At 34.0% G+C, this 21,111-nt stretch carries 15 protein-coding genes; 6 read left to right on the top strand and 9 right to left on the bottom strand.

Features of this window, described 5'->3' with window-relative positions:
* Positions 1-203: 203 nt before the first annotated feature.
* Positions 204-2,300 (top strand): TonB-dependent receptor, encoded by a 2,097-nt coding sequence (locus tag ACHZDT_RS00960; RefSeq protein WP_394772791.1) that lies wholly within the window; start codon positions 204-206, stop codon positions 2,298-2,300.
* Between the two features lie 22 nt (positions 2,301-2,322).
* Complete coding sequence (locus tag ACHZDT_RS00955; protein ID WP_394772790.1) at positions 2,323-2,877, top strand: hypothetical protein; 555 nt, start codon at positions 2,323-2,325, stop codon at positions 2,875-2,877.
* Between the two features lie 112 nt (positions 2,878-2,989).
* Here ACHZDT_RS00955 and ACHZDT_RS00950 read toward each other — a convergent pair whose 3' ends face one another.
* From ACHZDT_RS00950 to ACHZDT_RS00935, 4 genes are all read right to left on the bottom strand, one after another.
* Positions 2,990-3,877 carry a type IX secretion system membrane protein PorP/SprF gene (locus tag ACHZDT_RS00950; protein ID WP_394772789.1) on the bottom strand — a complete coding sequence of 296 codons (888 nt, stop codon included), beginning with the start codon at positions 3,875-3,877 and terminating at the stop codon, positions 2,990-2,992.
* A 23-nt stretch (positions 3,878-3,900) separates the two neighbouring features.
* Positions 3,901-7,758 (bottom strand): glycine-rich protein, encoded by a 3,858-nt coding sequence (locus tag ACHZDT_RS00945; protein WP_394772788.1) that lies wholly within the window; start codon positions 7,756-7,758, stop codon positions 3,901-3,903.
* A gap of 520 nt (positions 7,759-8,278) precedes the next feature.
* Positions 8,279-9,340, bottom strand: coding sequence for a helix-turn-helix domain-containing protein (locus ACHZDT_RS00940; RefSeq protein ID WP_394772787.1), 1,062 nt, complete (start codon positions 9,338-9,340; stop codon positions 8,279-8,281).
* Positions 9,341-9,357: 17 nt separating this feature from the next.
* Positions 9,358-10,416: a helix-turn-helix domain-containing protein gene (locus ACHZDT_RS00935; RefSeq protein ID WP_394772786.1), complete on the bottom strand. Its 1,059-nt coding sequence runs from the start codon at positions 10,414-10,416 to the stop codon at positions 9,358-9,360.
* 211 nt (positions 10,417-10,627) lie between these two features.
* Here ACHZDT_RS00935 and ACHZDT_RS00930 point away from each other — a divergent pair, with 211 nt between their 5' ends.
* On the top strand, positions 10,628-11,782 hold the full coding sequence (locus ACHZDT_RS00930) for a 5-(carboxyamino)imidazole ribonucleotide synthase (protein WP_394772785.1): 1,155 nt from the start codon (positions 10,628-10,630) through the stop codon (positions 11,780-11,782).
* Between the two features lie 82 nt (positions 11,783-11,864).
* A complete protein-coding gene (gene purE / locus ACHZDT_RS00925; RefSeq protein WP_132036326.1) occupies positions 11,865-12,347 on the top strand; it encodes a 5-(carboxyamino)imidazole ribonucleotide mutase in 483 nt (160 codons plus the stop codon).
* A 59-nt stretch (positions 12,348-12,406) separates the two neighbouring features.
* On the opposite strand, the gene ACHZDT_RS00920 is transcribed toward purE, so the two are convergent.
* Positions 12,407-13,075: a hypothetical protein gene (locus tag ACHZDT_RS00920; protein ID WP_394772784.1), complete on the bottom strand. Its 669-nt coding sequence runs from the start codon at positions 13,073-13,075 to the stop codon at positions 12,407-12,409.
* A 228-nt stretch (positions 13,076-13,303) separates the two neighbouring features.
* Between ACHZDT_RS00920 and ACHZDT_RS00915 the strand changes: the two genes are divergently transcribed.
* Together ACHZDT_RS00915 and ACHZDT_RS00910 are read left to right on the top strand one after the other, a co-directional pair.
* Positions 13,304-15,331, top strand: a complete 2,028-nt coding sequence (locus ACHZDT_RS00915; RefSeq protein WP_394772783.1) for a M3 family metallopeptidase — start codon at positions 13,304-13,306, stop codon at positions 15,329-15,331.
* 160 nt (positions 15,332-15,491) lie between these two features.
* Positions 15,492-16,151, top strand: a complete 660-nt coding sequence (locus ACHZDT_RS00910) for a vancomycin high temperature exclusion protein (RefSeq protein ID WP_394772782.1) — start codon at positions 15,492-15,494, stop codon at positions 16,149-16,151.
* Positions 16,152-16,194: 43 nt separating this feature from the next.
* On the opposite strand, the gene ACHZDT_RS00905 is transcribed toward ACHZDT_RS00910, so the two are convergent.
* The 4 genes from ACHZDT_RS00905 to ACHZDT_RS00890 form a co-directional block, all read right to left on the bottom strand.
* Entirely contained in the window at positions 16,195-16,554 is a 360-nt protein-coding gene (locus tag ACHZDT_RS00905; protein ID WP_394772781.1) for a putative quinol monooxygenase, read from the bottom strand.
* A 92-nt stretch (positions 16,555-16,646) separates the two neighbouring features.
* Positions 16,647-17,567, bottom strand: coding sequence for a cupin domain-containing protein (locus tag ACHZDT_RS00900; protein ID WP_394772780.1), 921 nt, complete (start codon positions 17,565-17,567; stop codon positions 16,647-16,649).
* Positions 17,568-17,573: 6 nt separating this feature from the next.
* The gene (locus ACHZDT_RS00895) at positions 17,574-19,349 is read right to left on the bottom strand and encodes a GMC oxidoreductase (protein WP_394772779.1); all 1,776 of its coding nucleotides are present in this window, start codon (positions 19,347-19,349) and stop codon (positions 17,574-17,576) included.
* A 160-nt stretch (positions 19,350-19,509) separates the two neighbouring features.
* Positions 19,510-20,991: a hypothetical protein gene (locus ACHZDT_RS00890; protein ID WP_394772778.1), complete on the bottom strand. Its 1,482-nt coding sequence runs from the start codon at positions 20,989-20,991 to the stop codon at positions 19,510-19,512.
* Positions 20,992-21,111 lie beyond the last annotated feature (120 nt).

Below are 21,111 nucleotides of genomic sequence, written 5' to 3'. Positions count from 1 at the left end.
TTCCAAATTATCACATAGAATCATAAGTTTATGTCCTTTTTGTCAATTTCGACGAAGGAGAAATCACACTAGAAACTCCGCAATCAAAATCGCCAATCTTTGTCGAATCCCAAGTGTGATTTCTCCTTCGTCGAAATGGACAAGATTGTGTTTAACCTTAGCGCTTCGGTTAATTTTTTTTCATGTTTCAACAAAACTCTTTTATGATTTTAAAAAAATATTGTTTTCTTGTTTTCGTTGCATTTGTTTTCCAAAATACAATTGCACAAGAACAGAAAAACAAAACCATTGATTCTGTAAAAACCCAAAAACTGGATGAAGTTGTTATTAGTCCGTTTCATATTAATAATAGATTGCAAAATACGCCGGCTTCTATAGGGATTTTATCTAAAAAAGACCTTTTGCAAAATAATGCTACAGATATTACAACGGTAATTAATACGATTCCGGGAGTATTTATGCAATCTTCAAATTTTACCACAACCCGAATTTCGATTCGTGGTATTGGTGCAAGAACGCCGTATGGAACTAATAAAATCAGGGCTTTTTATGGCAGTATTCCGCTAACTTCGGGAAACAGCGAAACGGTGATCGACGATATTGATCTGGAAAATATTGGTCAGATCGAAGTTATCAAAGGCCCGCTTTCGAGTATTTACGGCGCAGGTTTGGGCGGTGCGATTTTGATTTCACCTCAACTTTCTAAAACAAATGGACAAAATGCGAGTATAAGCAGTGTTTTTGGTTCTTTTGGATTACTGAAAAATAGTCTGAATTATTCTTTAAATGAAAAAAGTTCGAGCCTGAATATTAGTTATCATAATCTCAAAACCGATGGCTGGCGAGAAAATAGCGCGTACAATAGAGAAGGAATCACGCTTGCCGGAGAGTTGTTCAGGAAGAAAAACAATAAGCTTACTTATTTTTCAAATTATACTTATTTAAAAGCTTTTATTCCGAGTTCGATTAGTAAGGAAGTTTTTGAGAGTAACCCAAAACTAGGCGCTCCAACATGGGTGGCTTCAAAAGGATTTAAAGAATACAAATCGTCTTTGGCAGGATTGGCTTATGATTTTAAAATTAATGACCATCTGAATAATTCCACTTCGGTTTTTGTTAATTATAAGGATAGTAATGAACCTCGCCCTTTTGATATTTTACGCCAATATACTTTTGGAACCGGAGGAAGAACTCAGTTTTCAGGAAACTTTAAAATTGCAAAAACAGAAAATCAATTTATTGCCGGAATCGAATATTTCACAGATAATTATAACGGAAACACTTTTGAAAATCTGTACAAAAACAATAACGGACAAGGAAGTTTACAAGGAAATCAAATTACTGAAACGGATCAGAGAAGGCATTTTTATAATATTTTCACGCAAATCAGATCTTTACTTTCTGATGAATTCGAAATCCAGGCAGGACTAAATTATAACGAAACTCATTTTGAGCTGACGAACTTTCTTCCGAATAAAACCTCAACTGAAAAATACAGTTATGACGGAATATTTTCGCCACAATTGTCTTTTTTATTTAAGCCGAATGAGGAACGTACTTTATATTTTTCGGCAAGTCGGGGATTTTCATTACCGGCAACAGAAGAAACGCTTACAAGTACAGGAAATATCAATCCTGATATAAAACCTGAAAGCGGTTATAATTTTGAAGTTGGAGGAAAATTCTATTTCTTCAATAAAAATCTCTATACGGAATTTGCGGTTTACAGAATGGAAATAAAAGATTTATTGGTTGCAAAACGAATTGGCGATGATCAATATGAAGGTGTAAATGCGGGTAAAACATTTCATGAAGGAATTGAAATTTTGGCAAAACACAATTGGCTGATTAATCATTTTTTTACATTGAATTCTTTTATTGGTGCTTCTTTAGGGAAATATGAATTTAAAGATTTTGTAGATAGCGGAAACGATTTTTCGGGAAATAAATTAACCGGAGTTTCTGCAAATAAAATAAATGCTGGAATAATTTTAAACACAAGTTTGGGTCTTTATTTTTCTGTCGATTTTCAGTTTACAGATAAAATTCCGTTGAACGATGATAATTCTGCTTATTCGGATTCTTATAAAATAATCAATTTAAAAACAGGTTATCGTTTTGAGATTCTTCAAAATTTAAATACCAATTTTGCATTTGGTATAAATAATGTTACTAATGAAAAATATGCATCGTTGATTTTACCAAATGCGTTGCCAGTGGGAACCTCATCTCCAAGATATTATTATCCGGGACTTCCTGTGAATTATTACGGAACAGTTTCATTAAATTATTTATTTTAGATGTGTCTTAAACCGAAAAAAAATGGTGTCTGATTTACAAACAAAACTCGACTACGTAAATGCCTACAGAGAAAACCGACTAATGGCTGCGCAAGATGTTCTGGAAAATCACTCTTTATTTGATGAATTGGTTTCGATTTGCTTTTCTCCATCAGATAAAAACAACCATAAAGCATGTTGGATTTTAGAATTTGTATCTTATGAAGAACTGATTTGGTTGCAACCTCATCTTGATTTTTTCTGTTCGAATTTAAAAATTTTAAAAGATGAAAGTTCCATTCGACCCATTGCAAAAGTGGTTCAGCTTTTAATTAAATCACATTATAAGAAAAGCGAGAATTGCATTTTACTTTCTGAAGAAAATTTGCAGGATTGTATTGAAGCTTCTTTTGACTGGCTGATTAATGATGTAAAAGTAGCAACAAAAGCCTATTCGATACGAACTTTATATGTTTTAGGAAATCATTATGACTGGATTCATCCTAAATTGCAGATTATCCTGAACAAAGATTACGCAGATCATTCGGCGGCTTATAAAGCTGTTGCGAAAGAAGTTTTGCGAAAGATAAATATTTAGATTATTGCCGAAATCTATAAAATCAAAAGAGGACATCTGTACAGATGTCCTCTTTTTTCACTAGTCAAAAATAAAACTAACTTCGCTTAAATTTTATATAATTGGGGATTTATTAAAATTTAAAGCGAAGAAAAAATTCATTAGAGTTTTTCGCACTTGCAACTATACTGCCAATATTGGTTTCATAAGCATAACCTAATGTCATGTGATCGCTAATATTTAAACCTGCAATTGCTGCATAAGCTTTGTCAATTCTGTAGCTTCCGCCAATTTCCAGAAATTTCTCAATTTGAAGCATCACATTAATATCTACCGAAAGTGGTGCGCCATTAACATAACGCATCATAAATGAAGGTTTTAAAACCAAAGCCGTAGCCGTTTCAAAATCATAATCATAACCTCCGCTTAAATAAACATGAGGTTTGTCTGTAGCAACAGCCGTATAACCATCTTTATTTTTTGCGCGTTCTGTATTTAACATTCTTGGAACAGAAAGGGATACGAAAAATTTATCATTTTTTAATAAAGCTCCAATCCCTACATTTGGATTAAACTGATTTATCGTAGCCAAAGCCGGATCTGATTGTGGCGAATAGGTTTCAAGTCCTGAAGTATTTACATTATAGAAATTACCTCCTGCTTTTATTCCTAAATACAAATCTGTAAGTGCTCCTACCTGAATTTTATAAGAGAAATCAATTCCTAATTGGGTTTGTTTTTCGATAAATGTTTTATCATAAACCATAGAAACACCCAATCCAAGATTACTTCCTACAGATGTTCCAAAAGAAACAGCTTGTGTTTGCGGAGCATCTTTAATTCCTGTCCATTGCTGACGAATTGTACTCATCAAAACGGTTTCTCCATCAACTCCTGCATACGCTGGATTCACAACATTCATGTGGTAACGATATGTGGTGAAAAGACTTTCCTGTTGGGCAAAAAGCATACTACTAAAAAGTAGTAATGCTCCCGCCATTATATTTTTAATTATTTTCATTTCTAAAATTTTATTTTTTACAATTACCTGTTAATGTAGATCCAACCTTCTTTATCAATAGAACCATCACCATCTAAATCAATTTGATAGTAATATGAACTTGAATCCGGTAAAGAGCTGGAATTTCCTTTGTAATGTCCATCCCAATCATTTTGGTAATTTCTTGAAGTAAATACTTCTGCTCCCCAACGATTGAAAACACGTACAACTGAGTTAGGATGATTTTCGATATTCGAAATTACCCATGTGTCATTTATACCATCTCCGTTTGGAGTAAAAGCCTGAGAAATGTTCAATTGTTTAGAAGTGCATCCATCACCAGTATTATTATTACCTTTAACAGTAACTTTTGCATTAGCCGAAGCTTTATTTCCAGCTTTATCCGCTACAGTTAAAAGAACTGTATTGATTCCAATATTGGTACAATCAAAAGAAACTTTATCCAGCGTAACTATGTCAATACCACAATTATCTGAACTTCCATTATTAATTTGATCAGCTGTTATGGATGCATTTCCTGTATCATCAAGAGTAATTGTAATATCCTTAGTTAAGGCTATCGGAACGATATCTTCAAAAACAGTTACTATAGCTGTTTTTGTTGCTACTTCTCCGTTTGAAGATTTAACTGTAAGAGTTACCGTATTCGCCCCCATATTTGCACAAGTAAATGCAGTCTGAGAAATTGTCAGAACAGGTACTCCACCACAAACATTTATGGACCCATTATCAACATCTGAAGCCAAAATTTTAGCACTTCCTGACAAATCAAGTTTGACATTGATGTTTTTTGTTAAAACAATCGGCTTATTTTTATCTTCTATTGTTACTGTTGCTGTTTCCGAAGAAACGTTTCCATTTATATCTGTGGCCGTTAATGTTACTACATTAGCCCCAATACTTAAACAAGAGAATGTATTTGGCAAAACAGTTAAAGTTGAAATTCCACATGAATCTGTAGTTCCGTTATTAACATCAGAAGCTAAAATTGTAGCATTTCCTGTAACATCAAGTTGAATAGTTATATTTTTTGTAACCACTGTTGGTTTAACATTGTCTGTAACTATTATGGTTTGAATCACTGGGACAGCATCATTCCCATTTGCATCACTTACATTCCATGTGATTGTTGTAGTTCCTACCGGATAAACATCTGAAAGTTGTTTAGCATCACTTCTTACTCCTATTGGAGTTGCAATTGTGCAATTATCCGTAGCAGATGCCGAAACTGTAACACTTGCACCGCAAACATTTGCATCAACATTTACATTTTTATCACCGTTAGAAGTGACTACCGGAATTTGATTATCGGTTACTATAATTTTTTGTGTACATGTCGATGAATTCCCAGAACCATCAGTAGCTGTCCAAATCACTTCGGTAGTTCCTATAGGATATATTCCAGAGGCATCGTCTGTTCCGGTAATATTATTGGTTGTTCTAATGGAGCACTTATCTAAGGTAGATGTTCCGGCAACCCACAGAAGGGCATTCTTCATTAGTAAATTTCCGTCCGTAGTATTATCCCAAAAATCAGATCGTGAATCTGTAGAAGGAGGGAAAAAATTTAAATCTGCTCTGCGAACTTTTAATAAACCAACATTTTCTTTAATTATTACTAATGGCGATCCATCTGTCCAGTCAGCTATTCTAACGGCTCCGGTTGCTAATGTATTAGAATTGCTTCTAAAACTAGCGTCTCCTCCATTAAAACTTAGCACATTTTTCATAATTGGATGCGTTGCGTCATAAATCGTTCCTAATGACTCCATAGAACCATCTATTTGATTATCAGGCATTAGACAACGATACGCATCTGTATTAAAGGCTCCTAAGATTGGAGCACTTGCAATATCAAATGTCATTGATACAACACCTCCTCCATTATTAATATATTGTGCTAAATTATCTCCCATAAGTGTTGGGTCATTTACAGTATTATCTGTCCAAACTAACAAGGCTTGATAATTTGCTAAAAGCGCCATATCCGGTGTCCCATTATTCGCATCAAAAATATCAACTGAAGTAAAAGCTCCCGTTGCAATTAATTTATTTTGCACTTCTGTAGTCCAAGATTGCTCGTCAGCTGCAACCAGTAATACTTTAGGAGGATTAGTTCCGGTACCTTGTTTAGGAATTACAATATTTGCTGTACAAATTCCGGGATCATTATTAACTGTAATGTCTACCGGACAAACAATAATAGGGGCTGTAACATCTTGAACTGTTATTGTTGCATTTACTGTTGAAATATTTCCGTTATTATCAGTTACAAATAATACAACGTCATTAATCCCAATATCAGCACAAGTATAGTTTATCGAAGTCGCCTCAGAACCCACTACCGGACTATAGCTCGCTTCTACAGCTAATGTTTTACCCGTTCCGTTGCAAGGATCTCCAAAAAGAACATTGCTTGCTAAAATATTTACAGAGCTTTTTCCTATTATATAAGGAGAAACGATATTTACGCTATTAGCTTCATGACAAGACCCTATTGCAAAATTACCACAAGCTCCTGTTGGATTTCCATAGCTGGCAAATAAAACGTTATTAAAAATACTTTTAGCAGGTGCTTTAAGCTGTAAATTACCACCTTCTCCGATAGTCATACAAGCATTACCAACACTTCCGGATGCTAGTTTATAGCTGCTAATTCCGCAATTATCTGTACTGTTATCATTTAAGTCGGCAGCATTTACCGTTACATTACCATTAACATCTAATTGAACTGTAATATTTTTAGCTATGGCAGTTGGTTTTATATTATCAGTAGCTGCGATAGTAAATGAAGTTGTAGTCTCAAGATTATTTACATCAGTTACAGTTACACTATATGTGCCAACGCCAAGACCTGAAGCGGTATCGGTTGTACTAACGTTTGGAGACCAGGCATAAGTATAAGGAGCTGCTCCTCCATTTACCCCTACCGTAATTTCCCCTGTTGTATCAGTACTGCATACAACATCTATAGCTTGAGAAATAGTTGCTGAATATATTTGCGTTATAACAACAGCCCCATTGCCTGAACGCCCTGTCATATCTCCACCGGCAGGATCTGGCATTGTAGTATTTCCAGCTATAAGTTGCGTATTATCCATATAATAATCTGATCCGGGTGTATAACCTCCAGGCTTATAAGAAGTAGCTGTAAGTGCATAACCAGAACCACCGGAACCTGCTGGCCAGCTTTGAACGCCACCATACCAGCCACCACCAGCACCACCATGTGCCCAATTGTCACTTCCTCTTTCTCCACCATTCCATCCCCCTACAGAGCATGTATTTGATTCAACTCCAGGATTAGCGTATCCAAATGAACCAGGAACAACCGATGAACCATAAGTTGAAGATCCGCCTGAAGTCTGATCAGCTCCAGTCGCATTACTACCATACACAGTAAATGATGGTGCATTTTCACCACCTCCATCATTACCTAAATAAGTAGCATTTTCATAGTTTTTTCCGTGACGTCCTCCACCTCCACCGGCGACAATAATTCTTGAGTACAATCCAGCATTATCATTCCACGCTCCGCCTACAAGACGAATATCAGAGGATCCTCCTCCCCCAGTTGAATTCCAACTTGAGGCCGTACATCCTATACCCTGACCTCCAATATAAATGTATAATACCGTACCGGCTGTTAAGGTAAGTTCTCCTTTTGAATATCCACCTCTTCCTCCAAATACTGTAGTTGGATTTGCCGGGTCATTTCCACCCTGCGCACCCCATGTTTCTAATCTGTATGTAGAAGTTGCCGGAACCGTAAAAGTCTGTACATTTCCGGTATAGTTTAAACTTGTAACTACTTGTTGGGCAAAACTCGTAACCCATTGCAAGCAGACAATTATAATAATTAATAAAATCTTTTTTTTCATATCTAAATATGGTTTGTTATTGAATTTGGTTTTTGTAATCTCTGTATTTTTCATTTCGCAAACAGCAATAAATATCCTCTCCAAATTGTTGCTAACAATGGAGTTTTACTTGTCCTGAGACAAATTTTTGAAACTAAAAGGGAAATTTAAAAACTATTTGAAATAACAATTTGCATTGTTTTATGCAAATTCGAAATGCAACGTTTTTTGAAAATGGCGAAAACTTATTCGCCCTGCAGAGTATTGTTATATCATATTTGGCTGGTTTAAGATTATCGAACAAAATTATATCGAAATCTAAACGCCGAATAGCCCATTCGGACACATCGATAGCCCGAAACGACCAACAAAATTTACCGTATTAACAAGGCTGTTTAAAACTTAAAAATGATACATTTTAAAATACTGAAAATCAACAAACTAAAAACAAAAACAGGTATAAATACGGTGTTCATAAAGTCATTGAAAAAAATCAGCTTTAGGATTGAAAAAATCAAGAAAAGAAAGAATTTTATAGTGATTACGGCCGTATTTCAGAAGGCATTTTTCCAAAACGTTTTTTGAAATTCGCCGTAAACTTGCTGGAACTTTTATAACCCGTAGCCAAGGCAATACTTTTGATCTGCATATCAGTATTCTGGATCATCTGCATGGCTAGAAGTAATTTCTTATCTTTATGATATTGCATCATCGACACTCCATGAACAGATTTAAAAGTTAATTTGAGTTTAGTTGCAGACATCTCCACTTTTTCAGCAATATATTCTACTCCTAAAAAGGGAATTGCTATGGTATCTAAAATTAGTTTTTCGGCTTTTGCAATTTTTCGATAATCTGGAGTATCAATTGGCAAATAATTCCCTTCCCGCTGATCTAACAATGCATTTTTAAAAAAAGTTGAAACAAGCTGAAATGCCTGCGTTTTTAAAATTGATTTACTAAATAAATCACGTTTATTGTTTTCTAAATTAATCAAAATTTCCTTTGATAATTCTGCTGCATTAGGCACAATATTTTGATAGGTAATAAATCCATTATCTGAATTAAGGAATTTTTTAATATGATTGTCTTCGGGAAGTGTTTCAAAGCCAAAATTACGTTCTGCCCATTCTTTATTAAAAGCATATAAATAAAACTCACATTCAGAACCTTTATAAAAATAAGCACCAACTGGAGTTCCGGGCTTTTTAAATCCCCAATATTTGCTCGAAAAAGGAGTTTTATCTGCAAATGTATTCTGGAGTTTTACTTCACTTTCAAAAACCGAAAATGTAAGTGTATAATAATCGATAGGAAAATCTTCATCATAAATAGCTTTTAGCATCACGTTTTTCTTAAAAGTAATACTTGTCGCAATAATCCAAAAACCTTCTTCGATTTCACGATAACGCATTACTCCGTGAGAGAAAGGATTGTTTCTGTAAACCGCCTGTTCTTCGACATCATGCCTAATAGATGGAGAATTGACAATACTTTGTACAATAACCTGAGGAGAATTTGATAAATAGGGCAATTCAAAAAAACCATCTCTGTAAAAGTTGATATTATCTTTTATAAATTTAACCCACTTTACTACGTTCATATAATAATACTCAAATTTTAATTTTCCCTAAAAGCGGAAGGTAACATTTCAAATCTTTTCTTGAATGCTGACGTAAATTTACTGGCACTTTCATAACCTGTAATCGCAGAAATCATTTGAATTTCGACTTGAGAATTTTGAAGAAGCTGTTTAGCAAGAAGCATATTTTTTTCCTTGTGATATTGAAGCATTGAGAATCCAAATACAATTTTAAAATCGGCTTTTAATTTTGTTGGAGATGTATTCACTTCTGATGCTATTTTATCAATTCCCAAAAAATTAGATTGCAGATTGTGCAAAATAATTTTCTCGGCTTTAGCTACATTATAGTAATCTAAATTGCTCAGTGAAATATTATCTGCAATCCGACTATCTTCAAAAGAATTTTTAAAAAACTCTGTAATCAACTTCATACAAGATTTACGTAATTCCTGCGTATTTAGATTTATTTCATCTTCGGCTTCTAAGATTTTCGATATTTTTTTAGATAAAACATGTGCTTTTGGAGCAATATCTAACCATGTATAAAAACCTTTTTGGGTATTAAAAAAACTTTCCAAAACACCTTTTCCGCAAAATTTACCGGATTTAATATTTTGATCAACCCACTCTTTATTCATGGCAATATTAAAAAATTTGCCTTCGGTTCCTTTATAAAAATAAGTTGCAATTTCGGTTTCCGGTTTATAAAAAGTCCAACAAGTACTCAATAATATTATGTCTTCAGAATCTTTAAAAGGGAATTTATATTCGAAAACAGAAAACGATAAAATATAATAATCTTTTAGATGATCCTTTGTGTAGATGGCTTTCGCAAGTATATTTTCTTTCAAAGCAATATTGGTTTCTAAAATCCAGAAACCGTCTTCCATCTTTTGATAACGCATTTTACCTTTCCAGAAAGCATTATTTGTTGTGATTAATTGCGTTAAGGGATTATGCTTAATTATGGGCAGTTTTATAAGACTGTCTAACATCACCTGAGGAGAATTAGACAAGTACGGTAATTCGAAAAAGTCATCTTTTAAAAGAAAAAGAAATTTATGAATATGCTTTGCCCAATCGTTTGTAGTCATTTACTTTATTAAAATCTAAAGCCGTTAAAATCACGTCAAACCTAATGATTCAGTGATAAAAAACAAAATTTTTACTTCAGATATTCTTAAAATAATCATTGATTTCAACAATCATTTTTTTTAATACTATTAATATGAAAAAACAGCAATTCAACGTACAATAAATTGGCATTTCTATTTTATCAATTATCTTTGCAGAAACACAACTACAATGAATTATTTTTCTTCTGATTTTAAATTAGGAATATTAGGTGGCGGACAATTGGGCAAAATGCTATTGTTTGACACTCGAAAATTTGACATACAAACTTATGTTTTAGATCCAAGTGACGAAGCTCCAAGTAAAATTGCGTGCAATAAATTCTTCAAGGGCGATTTAATGGATTATGAAACGGTTTACAATTTTGGAAAACAGGTTGATGTTCTTACTTTCGAAATTGAACTTGTAAATCTTGAAGCTTTAACCCAACTTGAAAAAGAAGGTGTAAAAGTATATCCGTCTCCAAAAACCTTAAAAGGAATTCAGAATAAAGGAATCCAAAAAGATTTTTACATTAAAAACAATATTCCAACAGCAGCTTATTTAAGATTTGATAATCACCATCATTTGCAAAAATCTATTGGAAATAACGAAATCACAATTCCGTTTGTCTGGAAATGTAGCGAGTTTGGTTATGACGGAAATGGCGTAAAAGTTATTCGTCATATTTCTGACCTGGATGATTTACCAAATGTAGAATGTATTGCAGAAACTATGGTTCCGTTCAAGAATGAATTAGCGGTTATAGTTTGCAGAAATTCGTCAGGCGAAATTAAAACCTATCCTGTTGTTGAAATGGAGTTTCATCCTGAAGCAAATCAGGTAGAATATGTAATTTGCCCCGCCAGAATCGATGAAAAAATCGCCGAAAAAGCCAGAGCAATTGCTTTGAATGTTTCCGAAAAATTCAATCATGTTGGTCTTCTTGCCGTTGAAATGTTTCAAACTAACGAAGATGAAATCCTGGTAAACGAAGTCGCTCCACGCCCGCACAATTCCGGTCATTATTCTATCGAAGCCAGTTATACATCACAATTCGAAAATCATTTACGTGCTATTTTAGATCTTCCGTTAGGAAATACAGATAGTAAAGTTGCCGGAGTAATGGTAAATTTAGTTGGCGCCGAAGGATTTTCCGGAGATGTAATTTACGAAAACATCGAAACCATTTTAGGATGGAATGGCGTTACACCACACATTTACGGTAAAAAACAAACTCGCCCATTCAGAAAAATGGGACACGTAACAATCGTAAACGAAGACATGAGCGAAGCAAGAAAAATTGCTGAACAAGTTAAAAATACGATTAAGGTAATTAGTGAATAGTTTTCGGTTAACAGTTTCCAGTTCACAACTTGAAACCTGAAACTTTAAACAAAAACAAACAGTTTTCAAACAATAAAATCACATGAGCAAAGTAGCCATTATAATGGGAAGCATCTCAGACATGCCAGTCATGCAAGATGCCATCGACATACTAAAACAATTTAATATCGAAACAGAAGTTGATATCGTTTCGGCACACAGAACGCCGGAAAAATTATTTGACTTTAGTAAAAATGCACATACTCGCGGAATTTCGGTAATTATTGCCGGAGCCGGAGGAGCAGCTCATTTACCAGGAATGGTTGCTTCAATGTCGCCGCTTCCTGTAATTGGAGTTCCAGTAAAATCAAGTAATTCTATTGATGGTTGGGATTCGGTTTTATCAATTTTACAAATGCCAGGCGGAGTTCCTGTTGCAACTGTTGCGCTAAATGGAGCAAAAAATGCCGGAATTTTAGCTGCACAAATTATCGGGAGTCACGATAAAAAAGTGCTTGACACAATTATTTCATATAAAGAAGAATTAAAAGCTGCGGTTAATAAAGCCGCCGAAGGCTTGAAATAGTTTTCAGCTTTCAGTCGCAGTTTTCAGTATAAACTGCGACTGAAAACTGAAAACAAAAATTACGCTTCCTCTTCAATATCCTCAAGAACAGCTTCAAATTCAGAATCCGTTATATCATCTTTATTTATCCAATTCTCTGAAGTAACCAGATTATAATTTACATCATCTTTCGTTGTTAATTCCCAAACAATACCTTCGGCTTCTGGAAACGGAATATTTCCGGATATTTGAGTTTCAAACAATCTTTTAATAAGATTTCTATCAGACAAACCGCTGTTCAATAATTTCAACACATTTTCGGCTGTTAACTTTTGTCCTTCTCCATCTGTTGGGGTCATAGAAAAATGAACAACAGAAGCTTTTGCATTTGGAAATTTTCCGTTGTAGGCTTTAAAAAGCAATTGATTAACATGAAATAAAGTACCCTGCATACCAATTACCGGATATTCTTCACAAACTTTATCGATCAGCATATTGTGTGCTATTTGCTCAATTTGTCCGTCGTTTAACTCATCATTAAATTTATATTTCAAAACTATTTCCGCAGCTTCATTAGGCTCATAATCTGAGATTGCCATTTCTAATAATTCCGGCAAACTATTTTTATCCGCTGTTGCACCGTCCGGATAGTTGAATTTTTCTAATAATTGAACAAAATCTTCATCTGACCAATATCCTTCCACTTCATTTACAGTATCGATATTCTTTATTACAATTTGATAGTTCATCACTTTTTATTTTACAATTATTTTCTGATTAGCATTTTATAATTCTAATCTTTTTTTACAATTTAAGTTTTTTAAATCTCCTTCAGCAATAAATAACATATTTATAACATAATTTACTTCGGCTTTTTATGCCAAGAATCAATTTAGTTTAGGTGAATAGATTTTTATAAATTGCTATCTTTGGGATTCATAAATATCGACTTCAATTAATAAAATAATTATATAATAATGAATATTTTACTTTCAAAATTTACTAACAAACATAATACTGCGCCTTTTTCACAAATAAAAATCGAAGATTATTTCCCTGCTTTTCAGGAAGGAATTGCTTTGGCTAAAGCCGAAATTGATGCAATTGTAAACAATCCCGAAGCACCAACTTTTGAGAATACAGTTGTAGCAATGGATTTTTCAGGTGACATTCTAGATCGTCTTTCAAGTGTTTTCTTCAATTTAAATTCAGCAGAAACAAATGACGAAATGCAAAAAATCGCTCAGGAAGTTTCGCCTTTGTTATCTGAATTTGGAAATGACATTACGTTAAACGCTGCTTTATTTGCTAAAATAAAAGCAGTTTATGATCAAAAAGAAAGTCTGAATTTAAATCCGGAACAAACAACGCTTTTAGATAAAAAATATAAAAGCTTTTCCAGAAACGGAGCAAATTTAGCTGAAGATAAAAAAGACAAATTACGCAAAATCGATAAGGAATTATCGAAGGTAAGTTTACAATTTGGAGAAAATGTTTTGGCAGAAACCAATGCGTTCGAATTGCATTTGACTGATAAAAAAGATTTAGCCGGTTTACCCGAAGGAACTATTGAAGCTGCACAATTATTGGCAAAGAGCCAGGAAAAAGAAGGTTGGATTTTTACTTTAGATCATCCAAGTTATATTCCGTTTTTGACTTATGCAGACAATCGCGAATTACGTAAAAAAATGGCAATCGCTTTTGGAGCAAGATCTTTTCAGAATAATGAATTTGACAATCAGGAAAATGTTTTAAAAATTGCAAAATTGCGTTATGAAAGAGCAAATCTATTAGGTTACAAAACGCACGCACATTTTGTTCTGGAAGAAAGAATGGCTCAAAATCCTGAAAAAGTTTTCTCATTTTTGAATGATTTATTGGCAAAAGCAAAACCTGCAGCTCAAAAAGAATTTGCAGAATTAACGGCTTTCGCCAAAGAACTGGACGGAATCGACCAATTAGAAAAATGGGACGGCGCTTATTATTCTGAAAAATTAAAACAACAGCTTTTTAATTTAGATGATGAAAAACTAAAACCTTACTTTCAATTAGAAAAAGTATTGAATGGCGCTTTTACGGTTGCCAAAAAATTATACGGCTTAACGTTTACCGAGGTTTTCGATATCGATAAATACCATGAAGAAGTGACGACTTATGAAGTAACAGACGCTGAAAATAATTTAGTTTCGATTTTCTATGCTGATTTTTTCCCAAGAAAAGGAAAACGAAATGGCGCGTGGATGACTTCATACAAATCACAATATAAAAAAGACGGCGTAAACGAAAGACCGCATATTTCAAACGTTTGTAATTTTACTAAACCCACAGAAACTAAACCTTCGTTATTGACTTTTAACGAAGTAACAACTTTATTCCACGAATTTGGTCACGGTTTACACGGAATGTTGGCGAATACGGTTTACCCAAGTTTATCCGGAACATCTGTATTTTGGGATTTTGTAGAATTACCAAGTCAGATAATGGAAAACTGGTGTTACGAGCCGGAAGCTTTGGCTTTGTTTGCAAATCACTATGAAACCAGAGAAATTATTCCAATTGAATACGTTCAGAAAATCAAGGAAAGTGCCAGTTTTCAGGAAGGTTTAGCAACTTTACGTCAGTTAAGTTTTGGTTTACTTGATATGGCTTGGCACGGACAAGATCCAACTAATATTCACGATTTAAAAACTTTTGAAACTGAACAATTTGCTAATACGCAATTGTATCCGGATGTAAAAGAAAATGCGATGAGTACTGCTTTTTCTCATATTTTTCAAGGTGGATATTCTTCAGGATATTACAGTTATAAATGGGCTGAGGTGCTGGATGCAGATGCTTTTGAATACTTTCAGGAGAAAGGAATTTTTAATCATGAAGTGGCAACAAAATTCAAAGACAATGTACTTTCAAAAGGAGGAACAGAACACCCAATGATTTTGTACAAACGTTTTAGAGGTCAGGAACCAAAACCGGAAGCTTTGTTGAAAAGAGCGGGACTTTTATAGATTTGTAGATTATTTCCCGAAGTTTCGGGATAGTGATGTTAGATATTTTAAAACCGAAGTAGAAATATTTCGGTTTTTTTTGTTCAATTCTAGGTAAAACTCTAAAAAATAAAATTACTTATCTTCACCGCTTTATTTAACTTTTATCTACAATTATAAATTGAAAAAATATTTTAAAATTATCGTTTATCTCTTCATTCTAGGATTAATAGCGATTGTTGCTGTAAATGTATATGTAAAATCTTCAACGAAAAAACACATATCTTATTCACTAAAAACGTTTCCGAAAAATGATATCGGAATTATATTTGGTGCCGGAATTACTGGAAATCAACCAGGTAAATATTTAAAAGACAGACTTGACGCGGGAATCTTATTGTACAAATCAAATCGAATAAATAAAATTTTACTATCGGGTGATAATGGCCGTGAAGGATACGACGAATTAACTGTCATGAAAAATTACTGTTTTAATCATGGAGTTGACACATCAAAAATATTCATAGATTATGCAGGTTTCGATACTTATTCTACCATGTATAGAGCCAAACATATTTTTAAAATCAGGAAGGCGACTTTAATCACTCAGGAATATCATTTGAACCGAGCCATTTATATCGGACAAAAACTTGGAATAAAATCAGTTGGATATTCTGCAAACAATGGAGAATATCCTGGATATACATATGTTACCTGTAGAGAATATCTTTCTATTTTTAAATCCTTTTTTGATGTTTTAAGAAATCGGGAACCTCACTTTTTAGGGAATCCAATTGACACAAATGGTCCTTCAAATTATTCAAAAGAAGACAAACGATAAAGAAAACCGAAGCATTACTGTTTCGGTTTTTTTTATTTAGAATCTATTTTAAAAAATGTTCGGTTCTTATAAAACCTGCCTGATTTGTTAAAATTTCCAGAGTGACATAAGGTTTGCCATAATTATTTAAAAATAAATTTCCGTGTTGCTGAACAAAATCCAGAAAAACGTGACCTTCAACATGAGCTGTAAAAGCCTCTTTATTTTTATATATTTCAAAAAACACAACTTCACCAATAGCTGGAGTTGGCAAATTGATTTCTGAAAAATCAGGAGTATGAACTAAATAAGTCCAGGTATCCGGTTCATTCTCTTTTACTTTTACCGCCAAGTTTTTTAGAAGTTCTATAGCTTCTTTTTCTTTGCCAGACAAAATAGTCCATTTTGAAATTAGTGTATACATGTTGATGTGTTCTTGAAATTATTTTAGAAAGAATATTTTAGAAATATCTTAAAAATGGAGTTGTTCGATATCAAACAACTCCATTTTAATTCCTATTTAAGTTTATTGATGATTTCCAATTGTTCAGGAAACCTCTCTTTTAGCTTATCAATTTGTTTTGTATCAGGAAGAAAACTATCTCTTTTATCCCAGGCAGGAGCTAAACTACAACTCACCAAAGCATAGCCAGGACCTAACAACTCTGCACCAAACCATTGATTGTGAGGTGCAATTCCTTGCAAAAACTGTCCTTGATCGATATCACTTCCAAATGTTACAGTGGAATATACACCATCATCTGAAAAAACATGAAGTTTGATTGCACTTCCTTGATGAAAAAACCATTGTTCATCCTGATTCAACGCATGTATCCTGAGTACTTCTCCTTCTTTTAAAAGAAAATAATTAATTGAGTACGCTTTTCTATCTCCTGCAAAACGTTCCGGTAAAGATTCTTTTAAAAGTATCAAATCACTTTCCGGACCAGCTGCCAAATAACCTCCAATTCCTGTTGGGATCATTTTTAACTTTTGAATCAATTGATCTGCCTGATTGTTGGCATCAGGAAATCGTTTAGAAAAACATACTGTGATTCCAATAATTTCGTTTCCATCCTTTTTGCGCAAAAGTCCTTTTTGTGTCACAATTTCTAAATCAGCTAATGAACCATCAGGTTCTGTAACCTGAATCGTTTCATAAAAATTCAATAAAGCGACACCGCTTTCCATAACTTCCTTGTCATGTGCCACATGAGCTGAGCGATTGTCTCTTGTACCTATAATATCTTCTTGCTTTTGCCCTAATAAATCTGCAAAATCTTTATTTACCCATAAAAAAACCGAATCATGATTTTTTATACAAAAATATACGCCATCTGTTTTGTCTAAAACATCCGCCACTGTCATTAGCGGAATTGTATTTAATGGCGTATTATTTATATCAACAAGTAATTCGTTTAAAACTTGATTTTCCATAATTTCTTAATTTGAAACAAATGAATTAGAACCGATTTTAATTTTTGTAAGAGACTCATGCTGCAAATTATCGGCTAAATCCTGAGCCAAAGCAACCATTGTCATTGTTGGATTCCAGGATCCGCTTGCCGGCCAAAGTGCGCCACCTGTAACATATACATTTTCAACTCCATTTGGGCGATAATCCAGACCAACAACTCCTTCGCCGTCTTTACCAATCCAAAGACTCGATCCTTCGTGAACTAATCCTCCAACTCTGCGTTGTTTTACAGGTGGATGTTCGCTCATCCAAACTCCTTCGTCTGAACTTCCATGCCAGTATTCAACAGCTGAACTTCCTTTTGGCGACAAAGCATTTTCTAACATTTGAAAAGTACCGTGATCCATTGTATCCCAGGTTTGTAAATCTGTTTTACTGGCTAGCGCCTGAAGCGTAACATTTGTTGTAGGATCAGATTCTCCATTTGGGCGTAAATAATTGTCCGGATTTCTAAAATCCATTTCTCCTAAAACTGCACAAACAAATACTAAATAATCTTCAGAACTTGTAAGTTGTGCCATTGAAGCTGTAGCAACAACATCCGGCATATAACGAGCTGCTTTTTGAGCGTTTTTAATTGGATCTTTATCTGATAAAACCGAAAGCTGAACATGGTATTGCATGCCGCTTTCCGGATTTACTCCTGCCATATAAATTGCCGCCAATTCTAATTCGTTTAATTGATTTTGAAAATCATAATCCTTACGAGGAATACGTGCTACTATTGATGTAATAAAATGTGCTGTAAAACGTTCACCTGCTTTTTTGACCTGAGGAAAAGAATTTAAAATCAACGTTGCCGGAGGAAGTGTTCCCATCGCCAAGATTATTTTAGCATCGCCAACATTTACTATTCCTCTTGAAGTGTCTAAAGCAGTAGCAACTCCATCTTGCTGATGAATACGGTTTACAACACAATTGCCAACCATTTTTAATGGGCTTCCCTGTCCATTTTTACTTAAACCGGATTGTTTTATAGCAAGATCCAACATTACTGATGGAGTTGAAAATTTTGCAAAATCTAAACCTTCCTGCACGCCCGAACCTACTGCCAAAGGTGCTGCCATACTTCGGGTTGCTGATGTTACTTTGCTCAAATTAGAAGCCAGCATTTCCTGAAGTTCTGTTTGTAATAATCCGTAAACAGGACGTTGTAATGCAATGTGTTTTAATACCACAGGTTCTAAATCACTATCAATTTTGTCCGCGGGGACTACATTTAATAAAATCTCAGCAGATTTAAAATGTGCTCGTGCTGCATCTATCGTTTCTTGTGGCCAATATTGCATTTCGTCCTGAGTTGGTCTTGGACACCAGGCGCTCCACATAATGCTTCTTCCTCCAAAAAATGGAATCATTCCGTGTTGAAACTGGATATTTCCTGAGGGCTGTAATGCAGTTTTACTAGAAAGTGTCCACGGAAATGTCTCTGATAATCCTCCTAATACATGTTGATAAGGAATTGGCAAATTTTGAAAATGTTCCGGAAGGAAAAAAGGTCCACGCTCTATAATTAAAATTTTAGACATTGGATTTTGGGCTAAAGTTCTTTCGGCAAAAGCCAAAGAACAAAAACCACTGCCAATTATAATGAAATCAAAATGCTCTTGTTCTCTTGCTATTTTCCAATCAGTTTCTGAAAGAAAAAAAATGTGATCCAAAACTTTTTGTGATGTTGGATCTTGCGGTCCTGGTGTTGGGAAACCATTCGCGAAATTTGGACTTGATGAAAATGTACTCATAATAGTTGTTTTTGGTTTATCTGATTTGCGACTCATCAATACATCATTCGGCATTAAAGTTCTTTTCTCTAATGATATTAAAAAGTCTGTCTGGAATTTTATGCAGTATTACTCTTCATCAAAATTTCAATGAAGAGTAATTAAAACTTACAATATTTTTTTACTTATTCTCGCGAATAAACTCTTCTAACTGTTTAAGCTTAAGCACTTTTGTTTCTTCAATGCTTTTAATTTTAGCGTTAACGTTTTTATTCGATTGTAATAATTTAGGTTTCGTAGTGTATAAATAAGACTCAAAAACATGGCTTAAATACAAAGGAGATTTTCCTTTTCGGATAGTATCAAAATTATTAGATTGATGACACGTAAAGCAGTTTACTAAATTACCTGCATTAATAATATGGATATCTTTCTTGAAGGATTGCGTATAAGTTTCCATTGTAATATTGGCTAAATTTGAAGAACCTCTTGCCAATGAATCCGGTAAAACGCTGGATATTTTACTTTTTACAATTGTCTTTGCTTGCTGTAAAGGAGATAATCCATCGGTATTTAACCAAATAGAACCATTATAAAAATAATTTTTGAAAACATCTTTTAGTTTAGAAGCCACACATTTATTAATGTTATCTACATTATCAAAATTTGCTGGTTCAGCCTGGCTGGTTTTCATATAATCACTCGTAGTTAAAACTTTTGGCACGCCATATTCATATAAAACAAATGCTTTACTTTGAACAACTGGTTTACCTGTAGAACTATTCCTTGTAATGCCTTGCAATCCTGAAGTTTTACCTTTTTCATACAACAACGTTTCAGTTGCAGAATCAACATTATCATTTTTCAAATCATAAATTGGAGCCATATCTTTATGTTCGAAAGTTGCCCAAATAAATTCAGGATGATTTTTTACAACTCCTACAACATGCATTCCCAGCAATGCTACAGATTTGGATACATATTTTCCTTTACTATTTAAAACAGCAGCTTTGGTAACAAAATAATCTGCAATTTTTTCTTTCGGAATTGCATCTGTGGTAATCCACGAGACTTTTAGTTCAAATGAACCAACAGGAAATGTCTCTAAGTTAGTTGGAGGAACTTTTCCGCCATTAATTTGAGCTGCCGCTAAAACTGCTTTGTCATATAATATATTATTCATATGAATGGAATAATATACGGTATCACCTGCTTTTTTTCCGGGAACAAATTTTGGATTAGAAACTAAAACGCCTTCAAAACCAGCTTGATTAATAGAACTCAAAACTAATTTTAACCCTAATTGCGGACTTACCGGTGCCATCTCCGGAGTAACTATATGCAGGGAATCTAAAAACAAAGGATTTCCGTTTTCTAAAGGCTTCGTAAGCCATAAAAACTTTTGCCATGACCATTGATGGAATATACAATTTGTGCTGCTTTTTGTATCAAATGGACTTCCGTCACCTTCTTTTGGCGGTGGTGTTTGTTCGTGCGGAAACCAACTAGCCTCACAATTGCAGGAATCAGATGCTGCAGTTGCGTATGAAGTTGTAATTCCGTTCTTATATCCTCCGTTATTTTTATTAAAAAGAAATAACCAAACGCCAATTGCAATTAAAACAGCAATCAGCAGACTAATAATAATGTATTTTTTTTTCATTTTTCAGGTTTATTAATGATTTAGAAAACAGAATATTCAAAAAAAAAAGACCGCCTAAGTCAGGCGATCTTTAAATTCAAAACTCTAATTAGAGTCAGGAAATTTTTTATTATCCTGTTG

The organism is Flavobacterium sp. (assembly GCF_043722275.1).
GTDB lineage: Bacteria > Bacteroidota > Bacteroidia > Flavobacteriales > Flavobacteriaceae > Flavobacterium.
This window is presented reverse-complemented; position numbering and strand designations above follow the sequence as displayed.

Bases quoted from the DNA above. Each gene is read 5' to 3' on its own strand.
- ACHZDT_RS00960 (WP_394772791.1), top strand. From the start codon at position 204: ATGATTTTAAAAAAATATTGTTTTCTTGTTTTCGTTGCATTTGTTTTC.
- ACHZDT_RS00955 (WP_394772790.1), top strand. From the start codon at position 2,323: ATGGTGTCTGATTTACAAACAAAACTCGACTACGTAAATGCCTACAGA.
- ACHZDT_RS00950 (WP_394772789.1), bottom strand. From the start codon at position 3,877: ATGAAAATAATTAAAAATATAATGGCGGGAGCATTACTACTTTTTAGT.
- ACHZDT_RS00945 (WP_394772788.1), bottom strand. From the start codon at position 7,758: ATGAAAAAAAAGATTTTATTAATTATTATAATTGTCTGCTTGCAATGG.
- ACHZDT_RS00940 (WP_394772787.1), bottom strand. From the start codon at position 9,340: ATGAACGTAGTAAAGTGGGTTAAATTTATAAAAGATAATATCAACTTT.
- ACHZDT_RS00935 (WP_394772786.1), bottom strand. From the start codon at position 10,416: ATGACTACAAACGATTGGGCAAAGCATATTCATAAATTTCTTTTTCTT.
- ACHZDT_RS00930 (WP_394772785.1), top strand. From the start codon at position 10,628: ATGAATTATTTTTCTTCTGATTTTAAATTAGGAATATTAGGTGGCGGA.
- purE (WP_132036326.1), top strand. From the start codon at position 11,865: ATGAGCAAAGTAGCCATTATAATGGGAAGCATCTCAGACATGCCAGTC.
- ACHZDT_RS00920 (WP_394772784.1), bottom strand. From the start codon at position 13,075: ATGAACTATCAAATTGTAATAAAGAATATCGATACTGTAAATGAAGTG.
- ACHZDT_RS00915 (WP_394772783.1), top strand. From the start codon at position 13,304: ATGAATATTTTACTTTCAAAATTTACTAACAAACATAATACTGCGCCT.
- ACHZDT_RS00905 (WP_394772781.1), bottom strand. From the start codon at position 16,554: ATGTATACACTAATTTCAAAATGGACTATTTTGTCTGGCAAAGAAAAA.
- ACHZDT_RS00900 (WP_394772780.1), bottom strand. From the start codon at position 17,567: ATGGAAAATCAAGTTTTAAACGAATTACTTGTTGATATAAATAATACG.
- ACHZDT_RS00895 (WP_394772779.1), bottom strand. From the start codon at position 19,349: ATGAGTACATTTTCATCAAGTCCAAATTTCGCGAATGGTTTCCCAACA.
- ACHZDT_RS00890 (WP_394772778.1), bottom strand. From the start codon at position 20,991: ATGAAAAAAAAATACATTATTATTAGTCTGCTGATTGCTGTTTTAATT.